Origin of the sequence: Streptomyces sp. NPDC032198 (genome assembly GCF_040636975.1) — a bacterium.
GTDB lineage: Bacteria > Actinomycetota > Actinomycetes > Streptomycetales > Streptomycetaceae > Streptomyces.
This window is the reverse complement of record NZ_JBEZVL010000014.1, coordinates 167,920-190,066: the sequence shown is the minus strand read 5'-3', so window position 1 is coordinate 190,066 and position 22,147 is coordinate 167,920. Positions and strand designations below refer to the sequence as shown.

The 22,147-nt window shown below is 70.3% G+C and carries 18 protein-coding genes; 5 read left to right on the top strand and 13 right to left on the bottom strand.

The features are described 5' to 3' along the window. Positions 1–23 precede the first annotated feature (23 nt). From AB0E78_RS32715 to AB0E78_RS32665, 11 genes are all read right to left on the bottom strand, one after another. Positions 24–1,307 carry a polysaccharide lyase family 1 protein gene (locus AB0E78_RS32715; RefSeq protein WP_361840529.1) on the bottom strand — a complete coding sequence of 428 codons (1,284 nt, stop codon included), beginning with the start codon at positions 1,305–1,307 and terminating at the stop codon, positions 24–26. A gap of 35 nt (positions 1,308–1,342) precedes the next feature. After that, positions 1,343–2,164: a rhamnogalacturonan acetylesterase gene (locus tag AB0E78_RS32710; protein WP_361840274.1), complete on the bottom strand. Its 822-nt coding sequence runs from the start codon at positions 2,162–2,164 to the stop codon at positions 1,343–1,345. Beyond that, positions 2,161–3,531, bottom strand: coding sequence for a sugar ABC transporter substrate-binding protein (locus AB0E78_RS32705; RefSeq protein ID WP_361840272.1), 1,371 nt, complete (start codon positions 3,529–3,531; stop codon positions 2,161–2,163). The genes AB0E78_RS32710 and AB0E78_RS32705 overlap by 4 nt, the downstream gene beginning before the upstream one ends. Before the next feature lie 63 nt (positions 3,532–3,594). Beyond that, complete coding sequence (locus AB0E78_RS32700) at positions 3,595–5,139, bottom strand: family 43 glycosylhydrolase (protein ID WP_361840269.1); 1,545 nt, start codon at positions 5,137–5,139, stop codon at positions 3,595–3,597. Then, positions 5,136–5,990: a PmoA family protein gene (locus AB0E78_RS32695; protein WP_361840266.1), complete on the bottom strand. Its 855-nt coding sequence runs from the start codon at positions 5,988–5,990 to the stop codon at positions 5,136–5,138. Before AB0E78_RS32695 ends, AB0E78_RS32700 begins: the two co-directional genes overlap by 4 nt. A 7-nt stretch (positions 5,991–5,997) precedes the next feature. Continuing rightward, on the bottom strand, positions 5,998–7,266 hold the full coding sequence (locus tag AB0E78_RS32690) for a Gfo/Idh/MocA family oxidoreductase (protein WP_361840263.1): 1,269 nt from the start codon (positions 7,264–7,266) through the stop codon (positions 5,998–6,000). Beyond that, positions 7,263–8,138 (bottom strand): carbohydrate ABC transporter permease, encoded by an 876-nt coding sequence (locus tag AB0E78_RS32685; protein ID WP_361840526.1) that lies wholly within the window; start codon positions 8,136–8,138, stop codon positions 7,263–7,265. Before AB0E78_RS32685 ends, AB0E78_RS32690 begins: the two co-directional genes overlap by 4 nt. Before the next feature lie 32 nt (positions 8,139–8,170). Further along, positions 8,171–9,127, bottom strand: a complete 957-nt coding sequence (locus AB0E78_RS32680; protein WP_361840260.1) for a sugar ABC transporter permease — start codon at positions 9,125–9,127, stop codon at positions 8,171–8,173. A gap of 148 nt (positions 9,128–9,275) precedes the next feature. Further along, on the bottom strand, positions 9,276–10,991 hold the full coding sequence (gene araD, locus AB0E78_RS32675; RefSeq protein ID WP_361840258.1) for an L-arabinonate dehydratase: 1,716 nt from the start codon (positions 10,989–10,991) through the stop codon (positions 9,276–9,278). Continuing rightward, complete coding sequence (locus AB0E78_RS32670; protein ID WP_361840255.1) at positions 10,988–11,914, bottom strand: dihydrodipicolinate synthase family protein; 927 nt, start codon at positions 11,912–11,914, stop codon at positions 10,988–10,990. The genes araD and AB0E78_RS32670 overlap by 4 nt, the downstream gene beginning before the upstream one ends. After that, positions 11,911–12,555: a GntR family transcriptional regulator gene (locus tag AB0E78_RS32665; protein ID WP_361840252.1), complete on the bottom strand. Its 645-nt coding sequence runs from the start codon at positions 12,553–12,555 to the stop codon at positions 11,911–11,913. The genes AB0E78_RS32670 and AB0E78_RS32665 overlap by 4 nt, the downstream gene beginning before the upstream one ends. A 277-nt stretch (positions 12,556–12,832) precedes the next feature. Between AB0E78_RS32665 and AB0E78_RS32660 the strand changes: the two genes are divergently transcribed. From AB0E78_RS32660 to AB0E78_RS32640, 5 genes are all read left to right on the top strand, one after another. After that, the gene (locus tag AB0E78_RS32660) at positions 12,833–14,134 is read left to right on the top strand and encodes an extracellular solute-binding protein (RefSeq protein WP_361840249.1); all 1,302 of its coding nucleotides are present in this window, start codon (positions 12,833–12,835) and stop codon (positions 14,132–14,134) included. Further along, positions 14,134–15,135, top strand: a complete 1,002-nt coding sequence (locus AB0E78_RS32655) for a sugar ABC transporter permease (RefSeq protein ID WP_361840524.1) — start codon at positions 14,134–14,136, stop codon at positions 15,133–15,135. The genes AB0E78_RS32660 and AB0E78_RS32655 overlap by 1 nt, the downstream gene beginning before the upstream one ends. Continuing rightward, positions 15,132–16,016 (top strand): carbohydrate ABC transporter permease, encoded by an 885-nt coding sequence (locus tag AB0E78_RS32650; RefSeq protein ID WP_361840246.1) that lies wholly within the window; start codon positions 15,132–15,134, stop codon positions 16,014–16,016. Before AB0E78_RS32655 ends, AB0E78_RS32650 begins: the two co-directional genes overlap by 4 nt. 24 nt (positions 16,017–16,040) lie before the next feature. Beyond that, positions 16,041–16,589 carry a hypothetical protein gene (locus AB0E78_RS32645; RefSeq protein WP_361840521.1) on the top strand — a complete coding sequence of 183 codons (549 nt, stop codon included), beginning with the start codon at positions 16,041–16,043 and terminating at the stop codon, positions 16,587–16,589. Positions 16,590–16,666: 77 nt separating this feature from the next. Then, positions 16,667–19,390 (top strand): Tat pathway signal sequence domain protein, encoded by a 2,724-nt coding sequence (locus tag AB0E78_RS32640; protein ID WP_361840243.1) that lies wholly within the window; start codon positions 16,667–16,669, stop codon positions 19,388–19,390. On the opposite strand, the gene AB0E78_RS32635 is transcribed toward AB0E78_RS32640, so the two are convergent. Together AB0E78_RS32635 and AB0E78_RS32630 are read right to left on the bottom strand one after the other, a co-directional pair. Continuing rightward, positions 19,387–20,112: a hypothetical protein gene (locus tag AB0E78_RS32635; RefSeq protein WP_361840241.1), complete on the bottom strand. Its 726-nt coding sequence runs from the start codon at positions 20,110–20,112 to the stop codon at positions 19,387–19,389. The two genes, AB0E78_RS32640 and AB0E78_RS32635, sit on opposite strands and share 4 nt — an antisense overlap. After that, a complete protein-coding gene (locus tag AB0E78_RS32630; RefSeq protein WP_361840238.1) occupies positions 20,109–22,145 on the bottom strand; it encodes a beta-galactosidase in 2,037 nt (678 codons plus the stop codon). The genes AB0E78_RS32635 and AB0E78_RS32630 overlap by 4 nt, the downstream gene beginning before the upstream one ends. Between the last annotated feature and the right edge of the window lie 2 nt (positions 22,146–22,147).

Sequence of the window (22,147 nt, the reverse complement as noted above, 5' to 3'; positions counted from 1 at the left end):
CACGGCCGCCCTGGTCCAGGCGCTCAGCGCCGCTTGCCCGCCCCCGCGTGGCGCGCGAGCAGTCCCGGCAGCGTGCGCGGGTCGTCCACCCGCGTCCGGAGACTCGGTGTCCAGCCCGCACCCGACGTGAGGGTCTCCTGCGGCATCTCCGCGTTGTGGACGGCGATGAGATTGAGGCGCTTGCCGTTGACGTAGTTGGCGTCGGCGGTGACCGGCGCCTCCTTCCACTTCTTCAGGATCTTCGCGGCACTGACCCCGGCCGGGAGCGTGAACGCGTTCCTCTGCGCGACGAGTTGGGACTCCTGGCCGATGCCGAACGAGTACTGATAGCCGCCCGCGGGGACCACGTAGTGGTTGTTGTACGCGTCGACCTGCCCGAAGCGGACGCGCGGTGCCCGCTCGACGATGTCCCGGAAGACGTTGTGGTGCAGGGTGACCCGCAGCCGGCCGCGGTCGGTGCCGCCCGCGCTGTCACTGTTGCCGATCATCAGGGTCTTGTCGTGGTCGGCGAAGACGTTCCAGGAGGCGGTGACCAGATCCGCGCCGCGCACGACGTCCAGCTCGCCGTCGTGCTGCTGGTACACCTCGCCGTAGTACGACGGCAGCGAACTGTCGGGGTGCTCGCCGTCGGTGAACGTGTTGTGGTCGACCCACACATGCGTCGAGCCGTACACGACCATGCTGTCGTACTCGGAGTTCCAGGCCCCGGTGGCACCGTCCGTCGGGTCCCACTGCGGGAAGCAGTCCAGCGGGCTCTCCAGGGTGAGGTCACGGACCACCACGTTGTCCACGCCCTGGATCTGCAGGCTGCCGCCCACGATCCCCGCGTTCTTGCCGACGCCCACGATGGTCGTGTCGCCCGGGACCTTCACCTTGATCGCCGCGCCCTGCCGGGCCGCAGACGCCGCCCGAAGATCCTCCTGCGCGCCGGAGACAGGTGTGTCGCGTCCCCACACGGCGGGGTCGTAGTCGGCGAGGTACCGGTCGAAGTCGTAGCCGTCGGCCTCGAAGGCGCCGCAGCCCTCGGCCGTCGCGTTCAGCGTGCCCTTGACCTTGATGATCCGGGGAGCGCCGGCGTCGTCCGCGAGCGCGACCCGCAGCTCCTCCCAGGTGGTGACCGTGTAGGTGTGCGCGGCATCCGCTCCGGCGCCGCCGGTGGTCCCGCCGTCCAGCGAGGCCCACCCGTCGCGGGGCGGCAGCACGTCAGGTGAGCCGCCCCCGGAGGCGGACGCGGACGACGTGCCCGTGACGGCCACCACCAGGGCGGTGCACCCCGCGAGTGCGGCGAGAGATCTTCGTACGGCCATGCGCGTGGTCCTCGTGGTCGTCGTGGTCCTCATCGTCACGGTCCTTCCGGCCAGGTGATCCAGGATTCGGGTATCGCGTCGCCGAGCCGCCGCACGTCACGCGGCGCGAGCACCCGGCGGCGCAGCAGCTCCGCCGCCACCAGACGGGCCACGGCGATGGCCCCCGGCGGATTGAAGTGCGTGTTGTCCTGCTCGGTGGCGGTCCAGTTGAAGTACGCCTTCGTCTCCTCGACGCCGAGCTTCTGCCACAGGGCGAGCGACTGGGCCTGCACGTCGAGCAGCGGCACACCCTCGGCGGCGGCGAGCGCGCGCATCGCCGCCGGATACTCGCCGTGGGTGGGCAGCGCCGTGCCGCCCGCGTCGAACTTCCGGCGCTCCACGGCGGTCGCGAGCACCGGTCGCGCGCCACGGGAGCGAGCCCCGTCGACGTATCGCATCAGGTAGTCCTGGTACGTCGACCAGGGCTCGGTGTAGCGCGTCGGGTCGGCGCTCTTCTCGTCGTTGTGCGCGAACTGGACGAGGAGGAGGTCGCCAGGGCCGATCGCCTCCAGGATCACGGCGAGACGGCCCTCGTCGGCGAAGCTCTTCGAACTCCGGCCGTTCATGGCGTGGTTGGCGACCTTCAGATGGCGGTCGTGGAGGAAGAAGGGAAGAGCCATGCCCCAGCCGGTCTCGGGCGCCGCGTCGGCGTACTTCCGCGCGGCGGTGGAGTCACCGGCGATGTAGAGGGTGCCGGCGGGAGCGGATCCCGCCGGGCGGGCGAAAGCGGCCGGGGCCGCGGCCGCCGCGAGCGGAAGGCTCGCGAGGGCCGCGACCGCACGGCGTCGGCCGACGCCGTGCGCGGGGCGCGCCGTCACTTGTTCTGTTCGTTCCACTCGGCCTGAGCCTTGTTGAGCTGCTCGGCGAGGGTGTCGAGGAAGTCCTTCGCGGACATCTTGCCGAGCAGGACCTTCTGGTAGTTCGGCTCGTTGTCGGCCTTGCTGATGGTGTTCCAGTCGGGCAGGTAGTACGGCAGCTGCACGATCTTCAGGGAGCCGTCGTTGAGCGCGGCGGCGGCCAGCTTCGTGGGCTCGGCCTCGTTCACCCAGGCGTCCTTGGAGGCCGCGGTGTTGGCCGGGATGGCGCCCGCGGACTTGTTCCACTTGCTGTTGGCATCGTGCGAGGCGGCGAACTCGATGAACTTCCAGGCCGCCGCCTTCTTCTTGCTCGACTTGAACAGGCCGAGCCCGTCGACCGGGTTGGAGACCTGGACGCGGATGCCCGCGTCGGTCGTCGGGTTGGGCAGGCCGCGGAACTTGTCCTCGCCGAGCGCCTTCACATGGTCCGTGTAGGAACCGAGGTTGTGGCTGAGCATGCCGATCTGGCCCGTGTCCCACTGGGCGTTCATCTTCTTGAAGTCGTTGTTGACGTCGGCCTCGGGGGTGTTCTTCTTGTACAGCGCGACGTACTTCTTCAATGCCGCCACGTTCTTCGGGTCGTTGACGGTGGTCTCATCGCCGTCCCAGAACGACCCGATGCCGGACTGGCCGTAGGCCGCGTCGAGTGCCTGCGCGATGGAACCCTCGCCGCCGCGAATGGTGTACCCGAACTTGTTGTCGCCCTTGGCGGTGAGCTTGTCGGCCGCCTTGTAGAACTTGCTCCAGTTGGTGGGGGCGTCCAGGCCCGCGGCCTTGAACAGGTCGGTGCGGTAGTACAGCACGCCGTTGCTCGCGGACGTCGGCACCGTGAAGAGCCGGTTGCCGCCACCCGCCGCCCGGACGCTGTCGATCATGCCCGGGTTCAGCTTGCCCTCCAGGGAGCTGCCGCTCAGCCGGTCGTCCAGCGGCTCCAGGGCGTTCTGCGCGGAGATCCCGGCGAGCATCGCGGCGCCGACACCGCCGACGTCCGGCAGGCCGCCGCCCTGGATGGCCGTGTCGTACTTCGACTGGACGCTCTCGGCGGGGATCGGGACGTACTTGACGTGGATGTCCGGGTTCTTCGCCTCGAAGTCCTTGATGATCTCCTTCCAGACGTCGGTGCGGACACCGCCGTTGTTGTCCCAGAAGGTGATCTCGCCCTTTCCGGAACCCTCCTTGCCCTTGTCCCCGCCGGCCCCGCTGCCGTCGTCGCCACAGGCGGTGGCGGTCAGCGCGAACGCGGCGGTGAAGGCGACGGCGGCCACCGCGCGACGGCTTCTGTTTCTGCTTCTGTCTCCGCTGCTGTTTCCACGGATGGTGATGTTCATCGTCGGCTCTCTTCGTCGGATGTAGGGGTCGTACGAGGTCTATGGGGGGCAGGCGGGGCTGCCTCAGCCGGTGGTGGTGATCCGGAAGTGCGTGAACAAGGCCGTCCCGGCCCCGTCCCGCCCCGCCGGTGCCGTGGCGAACAGGCCGAGGAGCGCGCCCACCCAGCGCCACGGCGTCGCGGCGAAGACCTGGCCCGAGGGGCGGAAGCCGTCGCCGGTGTCGGCCGAGAAGCGGCAGCGGGCGCCGTCCGTGACGTCGATCCGCAGCCGTGCGGTGCCGTCGGGGGCGGGCCGCGACCGCGCGGCATCGCGCTCGCGCTCGGCGACCGGCTCCGCGAACCGGTGGACGAGGCGGGCCGTCCCGTCGTCGCCGCGTTCGAGGCCGATCCAGCCGAAGGCGTCACCGAGCACGGCGAGCCCGGCCCTGGCGTCGGCCGCGGTGCTGTCCAGCCGCAGGCCGACCTCGACGCTGCACGGTGCGAGCGGCAGCCGCTGGGTCAGGACGTGCGGCAGGCGGCGCAGATCGTGGGCGTCCGCGGACCGGACGCAGGACAGCCGCAGACCGTCGGCCGCGTGTGAAGTGGCCCAGCCGTCAAGGGGGTTGGCGGACCACTGCCACTGGCGGCCGTGGCGCCCGCCGGGGAAGTCGTCGTCGGTGGCGGGCGCGGACGCGGGCTGCGGGGGCAGGCCGGGCTTCTTGTGTACGTCGACGGGGGCGCCGTCGTCCCCGATCACCGGCCAGCCGTCCGTGCCCCAGCGCAGCGGCTGGAGGTGGACGACCCGGCCGTAGGCGCCGCGCTGCTGGAAGTGCAGGAACCAGTCCTCGCCGGGCGGGGTGCGCACCCAGCCGCCCTGGTGCGGCCCGTTGATGCCGGTTCCGCCCTGCTCCAGGACGACCCGCTCCTCGTAGGGGCCGTGGAAGGTCCGTGAACGGAAGGCGCCCTGCCAGCCGGTCTCCACCCCGCCCGCGGGAGCGAGGATCCAGAACCAGCCGTCGTGGCGGTACAGCTTGGGCCCCTCCAGCGTGAACCAGCCCGGGAGTTGGTCGGCGTCGACCAGCACCCTTCCCTCGTCGAGCAGTTCGCGCCCGTCCGGGCTCATGCGGTGACCGGTGAGCCGGTTCTTGACGCCGGAGCGCGACTTGGCCCAGGCGTGCACGAGATACGCCTCGCCGCGCTCCTCGTCCCACAACGGGCAGGCGTCGATGAGCCCCTTGCCCGCCTTGACGAGGTGCGGGGCGCTCCAAGGGCCGCGGATGTCGGGGGAGTTGACCTGAAAGACGCCGTGGTCGGGGTCACCCCAGAAGATCCAGAACCGTTCGTCGTGGTGCCGGATCGACGGCGCCCACACCCCGCAGTCGTGCCGCGGCGCCGCGAACGACTCCGCGGGTTCCAGGCGGTCCAGGGCATGCCCGACGAGGGTCCAGTTCACCAGGTCGCGGGAGTGCAGCAGCGGCAGGCCGGGGGCGCGCCCGAAGCTGGAAGCGGTGAGGTAGAAGTCGTCGCCGACCCGGACGACGTCGGGATCGGACCAGTCGGCGGCGAGGACGGGATTGCGGTAGGTCCCGTCACCGAGGTCACCCGTGCGGGCGGCTGGGGGCGCGTTCACGCGGTCACCGCCTTGCGGACGAGCGCCGCGGCCTCGGACCGGCTCGGGCGGCCGTCGGAGACGACGGTGATGACACGGCGTACGACGGTCTCGCCGGGGCCGATCGGCAGGCGCCGCGCGTGCGCGAGCGAGGAGCCGACGCCCGGATACTCGGCGGTCCGCACGAACCACGGGTCGCGCCGCGTCTCGGCCGTCGCCCCGGCGAAGACGAGCGTCCAGCCCTGGCCCACCAGGGCCAGCCAGTCGGCGGTGAGGCCATGGACCGCCGCCTCGCCCTCGGCGTCCGCGGTGAACACCTCGGGGGCCCGCGTCTCCTTGGGGGCGCGCCAGAAGAAGCCCCCGTAGGCGGCGCCGGGACGGCCGTTGGTGGCGGGGCTGCCGATCGAGATCTCCGAGGAGGCCGGGTTGGTGAGGGAGAACGTGAAGTCGAGCGCCCAGGCGGACGTGGTGAGGGGCGTGACGGCGACGGTGCGCCGCTCGCGCAGCAGCTCGCACTCCCCGTCGAGCCAGCCGATCTCCTCGACGAAGCCGTCGGGGTCGCGGAGCTTGAACTCCAGGTGGCGCTGTTCACCGTGGTTGTCGAGCTCGGTCGGCCCCTGGTCGCGCACGTAGGTGCGCCCGCCCCAGAAGTTGCGGCCCGCCGCGTCGGGCACGGCGACGCCCACGCCGAGGTGGTGCGGGTGGTCGGCCGGACCGTACTCGGTGACGGCCAGGCCGCCGAAGGTGCGGACGGGGTGGAGGTATGGGCGGGGCGCGAGCCGCTGCCCTGCCGAGGGGTGGATGACGTAGCGGCCTACGGGGCGGCCCGAGCAGCGCAGCATGAGCGCGGTGTCGGTCGCGGTTCTGTTCATGGCGTTCTCACCTCGGTGGGGTCTCGGGGGCGGGGGAGTGAGAGGTGGAGGGCGCGGGGGCGCCAGGGGCCCGCGGGATGGTGGACCGTGCGTCGGGCGGCGGGTCGGGCAGCGCCCAGAACGTGCCGAGCTCCGCGTAGCCGCACAGCGTGTCGGCGCTCGTCGCGACGAGTCCGTCGATGCCGTGCACGATCCGGCGCCGTACGCCTTCGTGCTCCCCGGGCACGGCACGCCAGGCCTCGACCGGCAGCGGGAGCGGATCGGGTGCCCGGCGGACCGCCTCGACGACCTTCATGAAGGCGCCCGTCGACGCCGGCGGAACAAGGAGCTCGGCGTGGCCCGTGAGATGGCCGATGAGGTTTTCGAGGAGGTCCGTCCGCCCGTGAAGGACCTCCTCGGGCCCGTGCCCGGAGCGCTGCACGAGCACCCGGTCCTGCTTGTACCAGAAGGTGATGCGGCCCTGGGTGCCGTGGACGACGACGTACGGCTCGTCGGGTCGTTCGGCGCAGAGGGTCGCCGCGACACCGACGCGGCCACCGCGCGCGGTGGTGATCCCCACGAAGGAGGTGTCGTCGGACTCGATGTCGTTGGCGCGGAACAGTTCCGTGTCCACCCGCGTGACGTCATCGGCCCGCAGGGAGCCGTCCACCGCCAGGGCGGTGGCGACCGCGTGGGCGAGGGGGTTGGTCAGGACCCCGTCCACGACGTCCACGCCGTCCAGGCGGCGCCTGCCTGCCCACGGCGCGCGCCGGTAGTACGCCTCGTCACGCGCCCAGGCACCCGCGGCGCCGACGCCCATCGGCTCCCCGATGGCCCCCTCGGCGACCAGGGCACGGATGGCGGGCAGGGCGTGCGACCCGAGCGACTGGAACCCGACCTGGCAGGCCACGCCCCCGGCGGTCACCGCGTCGGTGATCCGCAGGAACTCGGCGTACGAAGGGGCGGGAGGCTTCTCCAGGAGCAGGTGCACGCCCCGCGCGGCGGCGGCCACGGCCAGGTCCGCGTGGCTGGGGATGGGTGTGCAGACGACGGCGACGGCGGCTCCGGTGGCATCGAGCAGACCGGCGAAGTCCGCGGACTGCGCGGGTTCGCCGAGCCCGTCGAGTTCGGCGCCGGTCAGCGGTGTCAGCTCGCAGATCCCCACGAGGCGTACGAGACCGGCCTGTTGGAGGCGCCGGATGTTCCGCAGATGCCAACTGCCGTGCCCGCGCGCGCCGGCCAGGACCAGCGGCAGCGGGGTGCGGGGCGCCGCGGGCTGCGCCGGTCCGGGACTCATCCCTTCACCGCCCCGGCGCTGAACCCCGTGACCAGCCACTTCTGGATGAAGGCGAAGACGATCACGACGGGCAGGGCGGCGATGACGCCACCCGCGGCGAGCGCGCCCAGGTCGACGCTGTCGGCGCCCATCAGGGTGGCGAGGCCGACCGGGATCGTCTGCTTGTCCTGGTTGGAGAGGAACATCAGGGCGAACAGGAAGTGGTTCCAGCTGTGCACGAAGGCGAAGGAGCCGACCGCGATCAGTCCGGGCCGCAGCAAGGGCAGGACGACGGCGCAGAAGGCGCGGAAGCGTCCGCAGCCGTCCACCCAGGCGGCCTCCTCCAGGGAGTACGGCACGTTCTTGATGAACCCGCTGATCAGGATCATCGAGAGCGGCAGCTGGAAGACGGCCTCGGCGATGATGACGCTGCCGAGCGAGTTGATCATCTGGAGGTTGGCGAAGATCTGGAAGAGCGGCACCAGCATCAGCGCGCCCGGGATGAACTGCGAGCACAGCAGCGCCAGCATGAAACCGCGCTTGATCTTGAAGTCGAAGCGGGCGAGGGCGTAGCCGCCGGCGAGGGCGACGAGCGTCGTCATCAGCATCGAAAGGAGGCCGACGATGAGGCTGTTCTGGAAGAAGAGCGCGAAGCTCCGCTCGGTCCACACCTTGTCGAAGTGTTCGAAGGTGAGGGGCCAGGGGAGCAGCGACGTGGAGCCCGCCGGGCGGACCGCGAAGAGCAGCATCCAGTAGAACGGGATGAGGGTGAAGAGGAGGTAGAGGCCGAGCGGGAGGTAGATCTGCCAGCGGGGGGCCTCGTCCCAGGGTCGCCGCTTGGGTGTGCGCGGGCCGCCCGCGCGGGGCTCGGCGGGTGCGGTGGTGTCCGCCATGGCGGCTTCCCTGTCCAGGTGCTGTGTGGCGCTCACTTGTCCTGACCCCCGAACTTGCTCAGCCGCAGATAGACCATCGAGCAGAAGAGGAGGATCACGAACGCGATGGAGGTCAGCGCGGACGCGTAGCCGAAGTCGTGCGAGTCGACGGCGATGGACGCGATGCGCAGCGGCAGGGTCGTCGTCTCGCCCGCGGGGCCGCCGCCGGTGAGGGTGTAGAGCAGGTCGACGTTGTTGAACTCCCAGACCGCGCGAAGGAGCGTGGAGAGGATGATCGCGTCCTTCAGGTGCGGCAGCGTGATGTGGAAGAACTGCCGGAAGCGGCTCGCGCCGTCCACCTCGGCCGCCTCGTACAGGTCCTTCGACACGGACTGCAGGTCGGCGAGGATGAGGATCGCGAAGAAGGGGACGCCGCGCCAGAGTTCGGCGACGACGACGGCGGGGAAGACGGTGCTGGTGTCCGACAGCCAGGACGTTCCGTACGAGCCGATGCCCATGTCCGCGAGGTAACGGGTGATGCCCGTCTGGGAGTTGAAGATCAGCAGCCAGATCGTCGAGGTGAGCACGCCGGACACGGCCCACGGCGAGAAGACCAGGGCGCGGGCCATCGCACGGCCGATGAAGGTCTGGTTGACGATCAGCGCGAGACCGAGGCCGAGGAGCAGCTGCAGGACGACCTCGACGGCCACCCACTGGAGGCTGAAGCCGAGCGTCTGCCAGAACTGCGGGTCCTCGGTGAACGCGGTGACGAAGTTGTCGAGGCCCGCGAAGCCGTCGCGCCAGGGCTTGGTGGGGTTGTAGTGGCGCAGGCTGTAGTAGAAGACGCTGATGACCGGATAGGCGATGAAGCCCAGCATCAGGAGTCCGGCCGGCGCGATCAGCAGATACGGGAGGCGGCGCGGGGTCGCTCCCGCTCGGCGCCGGTGCGCACCTGGCGTGCTGCGCCGGGGCGGTGGCTGCGGTGGCGCTTTCGCCACGGCTGAGGCCATGTCTGCTTCTCCGTTCTCATGGGCGGCACACAGTCGGCGAGATGAAGCGCTTCGCAGACGTTGTTCGAGATCTCGTACAAATGAACCGGGCTCGTACGGCGCATACGGCTCGTACGCTCGTACGCTCGTACGGAGGGGGCGGTGGAGCTCAGCCCGCGTAGGGCTCGGGGACCTCGCCGTCGCGGGCCAGGAACGCGAAGTCGCAGCCGGTGTCGGCCTGGGTGATCTGCTCGTCGTACAGCGCGCCGTAGCCGCGCCCGAAGCGCGCGGGCGGCGGCGTCCACGCGGCTCGTCGCTCCGCCAACTCCTCGTCGGAAACGTCTAGATGGAGCGAGCGCGCCTCGACGTCCAGGGTGATCAGGTCTCCCGTACGGACGAGGGCGAGCGGCCCGCCCACATGCGACTCGGGCGCGATGTGCAGCACACACGTGCCGTACGACGTGCCGCTCATGCGTGCGTCGGACAGGCGCACCATGTCGCGCATGCCCTGCTTGAGCAGGTGGTCGGGGATCGGGAGCATGCCGTACTCGGGCATGCCGGGACCGCCCCTGGGCCCCGAGCCGCGCAGCACGAGGACGTGGTCGGCGGTGATGCCGAGTGCCGGATCGTTGATGGTGCGCTGCATCTGCTTGTAGTCGTCGAAGACGACCGCGGGGCCGGTGTGGCGCAGCAGATGGGGCTCGGCGGCGATGTGCTTGATGACGGCGCCGTCCGGGCAGAGGTTGCCGCGGAGCACCGCCACGCCGCCCTCGTCGGCCAGGGGCTTGGTGCGGGGCCGGATGACCTCGGGGTTGTGCACGGTGGCGCCCGCGAGCTGCTCGCGCAGGGTGTCGTGGGCGACGGTGGGCCGGTCCAGATGGAGCACCTCGGTCAACTGGGCCAGGAACGCCGGGAGTCCGCCCGCGAAGTGGAAGTCCTCCATGAGGTACTGCCCGCCGGGACGCAAGTTGGCGAGCACCGGCACGGTCCGCGCGATCCGGTCGAAGTCGTCGAGCGTGAGCCGTACGCCGCTGCGGCCCGCCATGGCGATCAGATGGATCACCGCGTTGGTGGAGCCGCCGAGCGCGAGCACGGTGGCGACCGCGTCCTCGTACGCCTCCGGGGTGAGCAGCCGCGACAACGTCAGGCCCTGGTGGACCAGTTCGACGATCCGCATCCCGGAAGCGGCCGCCATCCGCTCGTGCCCGGAGTCCACCGCGGGGATGGAGGAGGCGCCGGGCATCGTCACGCCGAGTGCCTCGGCCGCCGCGGTCAGCGTGGATGCCGTACCCATGGTCATGCAGTGGCCGGGGGAGCGGGCGAGGCCGCTCTCCAGCTCCGCCAGTTCGCAGTCGCCGATGAGGCCGGCGCGCTTGTCGTCCCAGTACTTCCACATGTCGGTGCCGGAACCGAGCACCTCGTTGCGCCAGTGCCCCGGGAGCATGGGCCCCGCGGGCACGAAGACGGCCGGCAGGTCGGCGCTCGCGGCGCCCATGAGCAGGGCGGGCGTCGTCTTGTCGCAGCCGCCGAGGAGTACGGCGCCGTCCACGGGATACGACCGCAGCAGCTCCTCGGTCTCCATGGCGAGGAGGTTCCGGTAGAGCATCGGGGTCGGCTTCTGGAACGTCTCCGACAGCGTGGAGACGGGGAATTCGAGGGGGAAGCCGCCCGCCTGCCACACCCCGCGCTTCACGGCCTGGGCGCGGTCGCGCAGGTGGACGTGGCAGGGGTTGATGTCGGACCAGGTGTTCAGGACCGCGATGACGGGCTTGCCCAGATGTTCCTCGGGCAGATACCCGAGCTGCCGGGTGCGCGCCCGGTGGCTGAAGGACCGCAGGCCGTCCGTGCCGTACCACTGGTGGCTGCGCAGTTCGTCCGGCCTCATAGCGCCCACGCCTTCACAAGCGCCGCTATCTCGTCGCGCCGCTCGACGGGCAGGACACGGCTGGGCGGTCGCACCTCGCGGCGGCACAGGCCGAGCGCGGCGAGGGCCTCCTTGACGACGGTGACGTTGTCCGCTGACTGGTCGGCGGCCCGCAGCTCCTCGAAGCGCCGGATCCGTTCCCAGACGTCCATGGCCGCCGGGTAATCGCCCGCCCGCAGGGCTTCGAGCATGCTCAGGGACACCTCGGGCGCGACGTTGACCAGGCCCGAGGTGAAGCCGGTGGCGCCGACGGCCCAGTACGCGGGTGCGTACAGCTCGGCGAGCCCCGCCACCCAGACGAAGCGCTCGAGACCCGCGTCCCGCGCGAACGCGGCGAAGGCGGCGGCGTCCGGCGTCGCGTACTTCGCGCCGATCACATTGGGGCACAACTCGCCGAGGTCCGCGAGGCGTTGTCCCGTGAGGCGGGGATTGCGGATGTACGGGACGACACCGAGCTCGGGCACGGCATCGGCGACGGCGCGGTGGTAGTCGACCCAGCCGTCCTGCGACACGTACGGATGCACCGGCTGATGGACCATCACCATGTGTGCTCCGGCGTCCCGCGCGTGCCGGGCGGTGGCGACCGCCGTCGGCAGGTCGTGGCCGACGCCGACGAGCACGTAGGCGCCGCTGCGGCCCGCCTCCTTCATGGTCAACTCGGTGACCAGGCGCCGCTCCTCGGGGTCCAGCGCGTAGAACTCGCCGGTGTTGCCGTTCGGGGTGAGCGTGCGCACGCCGCCGTCCGTGAGACGTCTGACCAGGGTGCGGTAGGTGTCCCGCGCCACGGAGCCGTCCTCGGCGAACGGCGTCACGGGGATCGCGACCACATCGGCGAGCGCGGAACGCAGCGCGCCGAAGCGGGAGTCGAGGGTCGGTCCGGTCATGAAAGCTCCCCCTCCGGGAACGCGCGCCGCACGAACGAGGCGATGTGGTCATGGAGTCCGCGCGCCGCCGCGTCGGCTTCCCCCGCCAGCGCGAGCCGCAGGATCTCCCGGTGCTCGGCGGCCTCCCGCTCCCAGGAGGGCAGCGTCGCCCAGGCCACGGCGGACACCAGGGCCGCCTGGTCGCGCACGTCGTCGAGCATCCGGGACAGCAGCGGATTGCCGCACGGTACGTACAGCGCTCGGTGGAACTCCCGGTTGGCCAGGGAGCGTTCGGCCGCGTCCGCCGCCGTGTCCGCCCGCTCCAGGGCGTCGCGCGCCTCCTCCAGGAGGGCGCGGCTGCGGACCGTGCGGCGCAGAGCCTCCGGTTCGAGCAGCAGGCGCACGTCGTAGACCTCCTGTGCCATGGCCGCGTCCACCGTGCGCACGGTGGCGCCCTTGTACTGGCTCATGACGACGAGCCCGGTCCCGGCGAGCGTCTTCAGCGCTTCCCGTACGGGCGTCTTGGAGACGGCGAACTGGGCGGCGAGCTCGGTCTCGACGAGGGGCTGGCCGGGCGCCAACTGCCCGGTGAGGATGCGGTGCTTGACCGCTTCGAGCACGTACTGCGTGCGCGAGGGGATGGGGTGGGGCGCAAAGTTCATCGATGCTCTCAGTCGTCATGGCGGTCGCCGTGCAGCCATCGCGTATCGCGTCTCATATATGACGTACGAAGTACGACGCGATGAAGCTAGGACGCCGACCGGCCCGCGTCAACGTTTCGCGCAGGAAAATTCGTTCGAGATACCGGAGTTGGGGCGCGCGGACTCGAAGCGCTTCGACCGTTCCTGCCCGAACCGTTGACGTACTCGGCCCGGCTCCCTACCTTGTCCCGGCAAGCGCTTTCCTAAAACGATTCAATCGCGTGACGGAGGACGAACTGTGCCGACGAATGGGGAAGTTGACAGGCGCGGCCTGTTGAAGCTGGCCGGCGGCTCGTTGGCGGCCCTCGGACTGACCGCGGCGGGCTGCGGCGGCGGAAGCGGATCGGGGAACGGAACCGTCACCATCCGGTACGCGTGGTGGGGCTCCGACGACCGCGCCAAGCGGATCAACCGGACCATCGAGCTCTTCGAGAAGAAGTACCCGAAGATCAAGGTGAAGACGGACTTCCAGCCCTACCTCGACTTCTGGAAGAAGTTCAACACCCAGGCGTCCGGCGGCAATCCGCCCGACGTCTTCCAGAACGCGATCGGCTTCCTGCGCAAGTACGACCAGCGCAACGTCCTGCTCGACCTGCACGCGCAGGCCAAGGCGGGCCATCTGCGCCTCGACGGATTCCGCGCGGGACTCGACACGTTCGGCGAGGTCGACGGAAAGCTGCTCGGCGTCCCGGTCGGCTCCAACTCCATGGCCCTGGTGATCGACAAGCCGGTCTTCGAGAAGGCCGGGGTCACCCCCAAGATGGGCTGGACGTGGGACGACTTCCACACGGCGATGGAGAAGATCCACAAGGGGGGCAGGGCGGGTGACAGCGGCCTCTACGGTGTCATGTACCTCTACGACCCCTACCTCCGCCAGCGGGGCAAGGCCTTCTTCACCGAGGACGGCCTCGGCTTCGATGAGGCGGACCTCAAGGAGTGGTGGACCAAGGGGTATGCCGGGGTGAAGTCGGGGATCTACGCCGACCCGAAGAAGGTCGCCCAGATCAAGCCCAAGTCGGCCGTGGCCGCCGAGATCGCGGCCTCCGAGTTCACCTGGGACAACTTCACCGTCCGCTACACCGCCGAGGGCAAGAGCCAGTACGGTCTCGCGCCGCTCCCGACCACCGACGGCAAGAAGACCGGCCAGTACCTCGGCTCCCTCATGCTCAGCGGCTCCAAGCGCACTCAACATCCCAAGGAAGTCGCGCAGTTCATCGACTTCATGGTGCACGACCCAGAGGTCGCCAAGGTCATGGGCTACGACCGCGGGGTGCCCACCACGACCGCGCAGTACGAGGCCTACAAGCCGGCCGACGAGAAGGACAAGGTGATCGCCGAGGTCAACAAGGAGATCGCCGCGTACGAGGAGCAGCTCGTCGACGCCGGTGTCCTGGAGACCATCACGCCGCATCCTGCGGGCGCGGACGTCTGCGAGGCGGCGTTCCTGCGGATCGCCGAGGAACTGGCCATGGGGGAGCGGTCGGTGGACGAAGCGGTGAAGCAGTTCTTCACCGAGTGCAAGACCGCGCTCGGTTCCTGATGGGCGGCACGACGGCGCCCCCACAGACATCCATGGCCCCGGCCACGCCCGGGAAAGCGAGCCCGCCACGCGGCAGGCGCCTCCCCGAGGCGGCCCGGCGCCGACGGCGGGGCGAGAACATCGCCGGGTTCCTCTTCATGTCGCCGTGGCTCGCGGGCTTCCTGCTGCTCACGGCCGGACCGATGGTCGCCTCGCTCTACTTCGCGTTCACCGACTACAACCTGTTCGACGCCCCCCAGTGGATCGGCCTCGACAACTTCACCGAGATGTTCGGCGACCCGCGCTGGCGCAAGTCGGTGGAGGTGACGCTCTGGTACGTCGTCGTAGGCACCCCGCTCAAGCTGGCCGCGGCCCTCGGCGTGGCCCTGCTGCTCAACCAGAAGCGGCGCGGACAGGCCTTCTACCGGGCCGCGTTCTACGCGCCGTCCCTGATCGGCGCCAGCGTCTCGATCGCCGTCGTCTGGAAGGCGATCTTCTCCGACGATGCCATCGTCGACCGGACGCAACGGGCGGTCTTCGGCATGGACGTCGGCGGCTGGACCGGCGACCCGCAGTGGATCATCTACAGTCTGATCGCGCTCACCGTCTGGCAGTTCGGCGCACCCATGGTCATCTTCCTGGCCGGTCTGAAACAGGTGCCGCGCGAGCTGTACGAGGCGGCGGAGGTCGACGGCGCGGGCACCTGGCGGCGGTTCTGGAACATCACACTGCCGATGATCTCCCCGGTCCTCTTCTTCAACGTCCTCCTGGAGACCATCCACTCCTTCCAGATCTTCGCCTCGGCGTACATCGTCGGCGGCGGCGCGGGCGGCAACGCCTGCGGTCCGGCCGACGGATCGCTCGTCTACACCTGCTATCTCTACGTCCAGGGCTTCGAGAACAGCCGGATGGGCCTGGCCTCCGCCATGGCCTGGATGCTGCTGCTCGCGGTGGCGCTGGTGACGGCGGTCCTCTTCTGGTCCCAGAAGCGCTGGGTGCACTACGAGGAGGCATCCCGATGAGCAGCGCAGCACGCGGCCCTCACACCAGCCCGACCACCCGTAGCAGACGTCGCGGGGCCGGTTCACTGGCCTGGCACATCGGGTCCCTGGCGGTCCTCGGCGTGGTCCTCTACCCCGTGATCTGGGCGATCGGCGGCTCGTTCAAGCCGAACGACGAGATCGTCGGAAGCCTCGACCTGTTCCCGACCGATCCGATCGTCTCGAACTACGCCGGACTCGCCGACGGCATCGCCGACATCTCCATCTCCACCTTCTTCTCCAACTCCCTCTTCCTGGCGCTCGGTTCGGTGCTGGGCGTGCTGATCTCCTGTTCCCTCGCGGGGTACGCCTTCGCGCGGATCAGGTTCGCGGGTCGCAACCTCCTGTTCGCGCTGATGATCGGCACCCTGCTGCTTCCGTACCACGTGCTCCTGATCCCGCAGTACGTCCTGTTCCAGAAGATGGGCCTGATCAACACCTATACGCCGCTGCTGCTCGGCAAGTATCTGGCGGTCGACGCCTTCTTCGTCTTCCTCATGGTGCAGTTCATGCGGAACCTGCCCAAGGAACTCGACGAGGCGGCGCGGCTCGACGGCTGCGGACACCTGCGGATCTACTGGTCGATCGTCCTTCCGCTGTGCAGGCCGGCGCTGATCACCAGCGCGATCTTCACCTTCATCAACTCCTGGAACGACTTCATGGGACCGCTGATCTATCTCAACGACCCCTCGAAGTACACCGTCTCGCTCGGCTTGAAGATGTTCGTCGACCAGGAGGGCCTGGCCAACTACGGCGGCATGATCGCCATGTCCCTCGTCGCGCTGCTGCCCGTGCTCGCGTTCTTCCTGGCCTTCCAGCGGTACCTGATCGACGGTATGGCGACCTCCGGTCTGAAAGGCTGAGGCCGCGTGAAGAAGTCCGTCTTCATGGACCGTTTCGGCGCCTTCGCCGAATGCCTGCTGACCGGGGTGTGGATCGCACTCGCCGCCCTGCCCCTGGTCACCCTGCCCGCGGCCTTCGCGGCAGGGTCCCGCCACCTCGACCGGCATCTGTCCCAGGAGACCTCCGGCTGGCGGGAGTTCACCGCCGATCTGCGGGCGGCGGTACGGCGCGGCTGGCTGGTGGGCCTCGGAGGCTGGGCGGCGCTGGCCCTGCTCCTCGCCGACATCGCGTTCGTGCGGGCGGGGCTTCCCGGCGGCACGTTCGTCGGCGCGGTCGGGGTGCTCGCCCTGTTCGTCCTGGTCGTGGCCGGGCTGCGGGCGGCCGCGGTCTGGCGGCCCGACGCGTCGTGGCGCGCGCTGCTGACCGGGGCGGTGCGCCGCACGCTGTGGGATCCCGCCGGTTCGCTGGTGATCGTGTGCGGGTTCGCCGTGGTCGTGGCGTCCGCGTGGTTCGCCCTGCCGCTCGCGGCACCCGCCCTGGGGATGGTCGCGGCGGCGGCACTGGCCGTCGAACGGCGCGGCACGGCGGCCTGACGTCGGCACCCCTGATGCCGGTGCCCTCTGCACCGCATGTCTCCCTCTGTCATGCCCATGCAATGGAAAGGATCAAGATGCCTCCGATCCCCCGCAGGTCCCTGCTCAAGGCCGCCGCCGTGGCCGGTGCCGCCGCACAGTTCAGCTGGGTGCTCGGCCACCGTGATGCCGAAGCGGCTCCCCGTGCGGCGGCGGACGACGGCCCCGTCGGCATCGGCTGGCTGGAGAAGGGCGGGCTCGGCGCCGCGCCGGGGTCCACCTTCGGCGTCCCGTGGCCCAAGGGCGCCCACCCCGCCGGGCAGGAGTTCGCCCTCGCCACCGCTGACGGCAAGGACGTCCCCGTACAGACCTGGACCACCGCCCACTGGCCCGACGGCTCGGTGAAGTGGACCGCACACGCGGTGGGACCGGAGGCCGCGGACACCGACACGTTCCGCCTCGGGCCCGGCACACCTGCCCAGGGCAAGGAGGTCACCGTCACCGACACCCGCCGGGCGATCACCGTCGACACCGGCGTCATCAAGGCCGTCATCTCCAAGGACGGCGAGCGGCTCGTCGAGTCCGTCACCCGCGACGGCGTGCAGATCGCCGCCGACGGGAAGCTCGTGCTGCTCCGCCAGGGAGACCTCGACGACGGCGACCACGGCAACGCCAAGTGGGAACGGTTCGACGGCGAGATCAGCGGCGCGAAGGTCGAGCAGGACGGGCCGGTGCGCGCCGTGGTCCGCATCGACGGCAAGCACCGCAAGGGAAGCCGCAGCTGGCTGCCCTTCAGCGTGCGCCTCTACTTCTACGCGGGCGCCGACTCCTTCCGCATGGTGCACACCATCACGTACGACGGCGACGCGAAGAAGGACTTCATCCGCGGCCTGGGGGTCCGCTTCAGCGTGCCGATGCGCGACGCGGCGTACGACCGGCACATCCGTATCGCCGGCGAGGGCAAGGGATTCCTGACCGAGGCGGTCAAGGGCATCACAGGACTGCGCCGCGACCCCGGCGCCGCGATCCGCGCCGCCCAGGTCAAGGGCGAGAAGCTGCCGGACCCGGCGACCTGGGACCAGCGGGTCACCACCCGGCTGCAGTACATCCCCACCTGGGGGGACTACACCCTCGCCCAGCTCTCCGCCGACGGCTTCACCCTGCGCAAGCGGACCAAGCCGGGGCACACCTGGATCACGGCCGGAGGCGGCGGCCGGGCGACCGGATTCGGGTACGTCGGCGGGGCCGGCGGCGGGTTCTCGTTCGGGCTTCGGGACTTCTGGGAGAAGCACCCCGCCCAGCTCGACATACGGGGCGCCGCCGGTGACACGGCCGAGGTCACGCTCTGGCTCTGGTCGCCGGAGGCCCAGCCGATGGACCTGCGCACGTACCACGACGGCATGGGACAGGACACCTACCCCGAGCAGATCGAGGGCCTCAACATCACCTACGAGGACTACGAACCCGGCTTCGGGACGCCGTACGGCATCGCCCGCACCAGCGAGCTGATGTTCTGGGCGAACGCCGCCACCCCGACCGCCGCCACCCTCGTCGACCAGGCCGCCGCCGTCCGCACCCCGCCCCAACTGGCCGCCGAACCGGCCCATATGGTGCGGGCGGGCGTCTTCGGCGGTCTCTTCTCGCCCGTCGACCGCTCCACGCCCGCCAAGGCGACGATCGAGGACCACCTCGACTTCCTCTTCGCCTACTACAAGGACCAGGCCCAGCAGCGCCGCTGGTACGGCTTCTGGGACTACGGCGACATCATGCACACCTATGACGAGGACCGGCACCAGTGGCGGTACGACGTCGGCGGCTACGCCTGGGACAACTCCGAGCTCTCACCCGACCTGTGGCTCTGGTACGCCTACCTGCGCTCGGGCCGCGCCGACATCTTCCGTTTCGCCGAGGCCATGACCCGCCACACCGGCGAGGTCGACTCCTACCACCTCGGAAAATGGGCGGGCCTCGGCACCCGGCACGGCGTGCAGCACTTCGCGGACAGCGCCAAGCAGCAGCGCATCTCCACGGCCGTCTACCGCCGCCCCTACTACTTCCTCACCGCCGACGAGCGCGTCGGCGACCTGATGCACGCCCTGGTCGACTCCGACGAGACGTTCCTCGTCCTCGACCCCCTGCGCAAGATCCGCACCGAGCCGTACGAGCCCGACCGCAACGCCCTGTCCATCGGCTTCGGCACCGACTGGAGCGGCCTCGCCGCGGCCTGGCTCACCGAATGGGAACGCGGCGGCCCCAAGGCGGCCAAGGCCGAGGCCCGCCTGCGCTCCACCATGGAGACCATCGCCGCCCAGCCCAACGGCTTCGTCCAGGGCAGCGGCCTGTACGACCTGGACACCGGAAAGTTCGCGGTGGCCGCCGAGCCCGCCGTGAACGTCTCCCACCTCTCCGCGATGTTCGGCCTGGTCGAGATGTGCGCCGAGCTCATCGGCCTCGTCGACCAGCCGAAGTTCGAGGAGGCGTGGCTGGACTACTGCCGCTACTTCAACGCCACCAAGGCCGAGCAGAAGGAGCGCTACGGCAAGGACTTCGGCAGCCTGCTGCTCTTCCAGGGGCACTCCCGCCAGGACGCGTACGCCGCCGCCCGGTCGAAGGACGAGAAGCTCGCGGCGCGCGCCTGGCGGAAGTTCCAGGACAGCGACGGTTACACCAGGACGATGAGCTGGGCGAAGACCGACCTGGAGGGTCCGGCCGCCCTGGAGCCCGGCTACGAGAACCTGCGGATCAACACCAACGAGACCGCGCTCTTCGGGCTCGCCGCCATCCAGAACCTCGCCCTGGTCGGCGACGAGCTGCCCGGCTAACCGCCCGACACGGTCAGGGAGTTGGTGGTGAAGTCCAGGCCTCCGGCCGCGCCGCTGATCTCGTAGCCGAACTGCACGTCGCCGATGGTCTCGTTGCCCATCCAGCCCTTGGTGTTCTTGATCCACTTGAGGATCGGGAGGATGTCGACCGTCCCGGACGAGGAGTCGGAGGTGCGCAGGAACGAGAACACCTCGTTGGCGCCGTTGGTGCCCTTGTAGACCGCCCAGGTGTGACCGCCGAGGCTGACGGTGCCCTGGGCGGTGCCGAGGGGTCCGACGTTCCCGTTGTAGTTGACCCAGAGCATGATCTCGTAGTCGTGGTCGGTGTCCCAGATGTCGTACGAGGAGTTGTAGTCGCCCGCCGAAGGCACCTTGACGTTGTAGGCGCTCTTCAGCGAGGACAGTGAGTCGACCGGCTTGCCGATGACCTTCGTGGAGTTGGGGTAGGACTTGATCCCGCTGGTGTTGGGGTGGTTGGCGTGCACGCTCCACTTGGTGCCGGAGTCCGCCGAGATGCACTGGCTGCCCGCTCCGGAGCCCCAGATGTTGTTGTAGAGGGTGTAGCCGTTCAGGGAGGTGTTGCCCCACTGGTCGCAGGAGCTCCAGACGGCGGCCTGCGCGGGGGCGGAGGCGAGGCCGAGGGTCGCGCCCGCCACCAGGGCGGGGGCGAGCAGCAGGCGGGTCAGGGTGCGGCGGGGGTGGCGTGTCACGTGTCGTGTCATGTGTCGTCTCCAGGGTGGGGGGAGGGATCCCGCGGGCCCGGGGTGGGCTCGCGGTCGTCGGTGGCGTGGCGCAGCACGGCCACACCGTGGCGGCCGAGGGTGATCGCACCCTCGACCGATGTGCCGGTCAGCAGATCGAGGTGCCTGCCGGGGACGGGCACGGTCACCTGCTCGCGGCCGTGGTGCAGGAGGAACAGGAGAGCGCCGCGGCGTACGGCCTCCACTCCGCGGGGGAGGCCTGCGAGCGGAGGCCGTACGCCTGCTTCGGCGGCCACGCGCGCGAGCAGGTCGCGCAGGGCCGCGGGCTCGGGGAGCGTGGACAGATACCAGGCGCGCTCGTGGCGCAGCAGCGCGGGCAGCCCGTCGAGCTCGCCGCCCCGGTAGGCGGCCACCGTCTCGGCACTGTCGTCGGCCTGCAGCTCCTCCGACCAGAGCGTGCCGGTGAACTCCCCGCAGTCCACGCGCTCCCCGGCCTCCAGCGGCCACCACTCGTGCACGGTGCGGATGCCGAACAGCGCGCGCAGCCGGGCGTCCATGCCGCCGGGCCGCACCCGGTCGTCCGCGTCGGCCACTCCGGTGAGGAAACCGCAGACGAGGGTGCCCCCGTCGCGCACGTACGACAGGAGGTTGTCGATCGCGGCGTCGGTGAGGAGGTAGAGGTGCGGGACGGCGACCATGCGGTACGAGGACAGGTCGTGCTCCGGGTGGGCGAAGTCGACGGGGGTGTTCGCCTCCCACAGGGCGCGGTGCCAGGCGCCGAGAACCTCCGCGTGGTCGACCAGGGCGGAGGGCCGGCCCTCCTGTCCGCTCGCCCACCAGGAGTCCCAGTCGTGCAGGACGGCCACATCGGCCGTGACGCGGGTGCCGCTGATCTCGGGTCCCACCAGGGCCAGTTCGGCGCCCAGCTCCTTGATCTCCTGGAAGGTGCGGCCCTGTTCCCCCGCGTGGCTCAGCATCCCGGAGTGGAACTTCTCCGCGCCCTGCCGGGACTGGCGCCACTGGAAGTAGCAGACGGCGTCCGCGCCGCGCGCCACCGCCTGCCAGGACCAGAGTCGGTTCAGGCCACGCGGCTTGGGGTGGTTCACGCCGCGCCAGTTGACCGGGCCCGCCGCCTGCTCCATCAGCATCCACGGACCGCCGCGCGCCTGGGAACGCGTCATGTCCTGCACCAAGGCGCCCTGTTGGGCTCCCAGCGGATCCCTCGGGTCGGGGTAGAGGTCGACGGATACGACGTCCTCCTGCGCGGCCCATGTCCAGGCGTCCTGCCCCGACCACAGCGGCATGAAGTTGGTGGTGACCGGCAGGTGCGGGCTGTGCGCGCTGACGATGTCCCGCTCGGCGCGGAAGCACTCCAGCAGGGCGTCGGACGTGAAGCGTTTGAAGTCGAGGACCTGGGCGGGGTTCTTCAGGTAGTGGGCGCGCCGCGGCGGCAGGATCTCCGCCCAGTTGTCGTAGCCCTGCCCCCAGAAGGCGCTGCCCCAGGCCGAGTTGAGCGCGCCGATCGAGGGGTACTTCGCCCGCAGCCAGCGGCGGAACGCGACCGCGGCCTCGTCGCCCCAGTCGTAGGTGCAGTACTCGTTGTTGATGTGCCACATCGTGAGCGCGGGGTGGTGCGCGTACCGGGCCGCCAGATCCTCTGTGATGGCGGCGGCGAACCTGCGGTAGACGGCACTGGAGTGTGCGAAATGCTGGCGCGAGCCCCACCACTCCACCTGCCCGTTCTCGTCCCGTGGCAGCGTCTCCGGGTGCAGCCGCCCCAGCCAGGGCGGGGGAGCGGAGGTCGGCGTGGCCAGGACGACACCGATGCCGGCCTCGTGCAGCAGATCAAGGAGTCGGTCCAGCCAGCCGAACTCCCGCTTGCCGGGCCGTGGTTCGAGCCGCGCCCAGGAGAAGACCCCGACGGTGACGGAGTTGACCGAGGCCTCGCGCATCAGGCGTACGTCGTCTAGCCAGACCTCCTCGGGCCACTGCTCGGGGTTGTAGTCGCCGCCGAACAGGATCCGGCCGCGGGTGGTGTCGTCGAGGGAAGGCATCG

Excerpts from the sequence above, each read along its gene's own strand:
- AB0E78_RS32715 (WP_361840529.1), bottom strand. The coding sequence starts at position 1,307 with ATGGCCGTACGAAGATCTCTCGCCGCACTCGCGGGGTGCACCGCCCTG.
- AB0E78_RS32705 (WP_361840272.1), bottom strand. The coding sequence starts at position 3,531 with ATGAACATCACCATCCGTGGAAACAGCAGCGGAGACAGAAGCAGAAAC.
- AB0E78_RS32695 (WP_361840266.1), bottom strand. The coding sequence starts at position 5,990 with ATGAACAGAACCGCGACCGACACCGCGCTCATGCTGCGCTGCTCGGGC.
- AB0E78_RS32690 (WP_361840263.1), bottom strand. The coding sequence starts at position 7,266 with ATGAGTCCCGGACCGGCGCAGCCCGCGGCGCCCCGCACCCCGCTGCCG.
- AB0E78_RS32685 (WP_361840526.1), bottom strand. The coding sequence starts at position 8,138 with ATGGCGGACACCACCGCACCCGCCGAGCCCCGCGCGGGCGGCCCGCGC.
- AB0E78_RS32680 (WP_361840260.1), bottom strand. The coding sequence starts at position 9,127 with ATGGCCTCAGCCGTGGCGAAAGCGCCACCGCAGCCACCGCCCCGGCGC.
- araD (WP_361840258.1), bottom strand. The coding sequence starts at position 10,991 with ATGAGGCCGGACGAACTGCGCAGCCACCAGTGGTACGGCACGGACGGC.
- AB0E78_RS32670 (WP_361840255.1), bottom strand. The coding sequence starts at position 11,914 with ATGACCGGACCGACCCTCGACTCCCGCTTCGGCGCGCTGCGTTCCGCG.
- AB0E78_RS32665 (WP_361840252.1), bottom strand. The coding sequence starts at position 12,555 with ATGAACTTTGCGCCCCACCCCATCCCCTCGCGCACGCAGTACGTGCTC.
- AB0E78_RS32655 (WP_361840524.1), top strand. The coding sequence starts at position 14,134 with ATGGGCGGCACGACGGCGCCCCCACAGACATCCATGGCCCCGGCCACG.
- AB0E78_RS32650 (WP_361840246.1), top strand. The coding sequence starts at position 15,132 with ATGAGCAGCGCAGCACGCGGCCCTCACACCAGCCCGACCACCCGTAGC.
- AB0E78_RS32645 (WP_361840521.1), top strand. The coding sequence starts at position 16,041 with ATGGACCGTTTCGGCGCCTTCGCCGAATGCCTGCTGACCGGGGTGTGG.
- AB0E78_RS32640 (WP_361840243.1), top strand. The coding sequence starts at position 16,667 with ATGCCTCCGATCCCCCGCAGGTCCCTGCTCAAGGCCGCCGCCGTGGCC.
- AB0E78_RS32635 (WP_361840241.1), bottom strand. The coding sequence starts at position 20,112 with ATGACACGACACGTGACACGCCACCCCCGCCGCACCCTGACCCGCCTG.
- AB0E78_RS32630 (WP_361840238.1), bottom strand. The coding sequence starts at position 22,145 with ATGCCTTCCCTCGACGACACCACCCGCGGCCGGATCCTGTTCGGCGGC.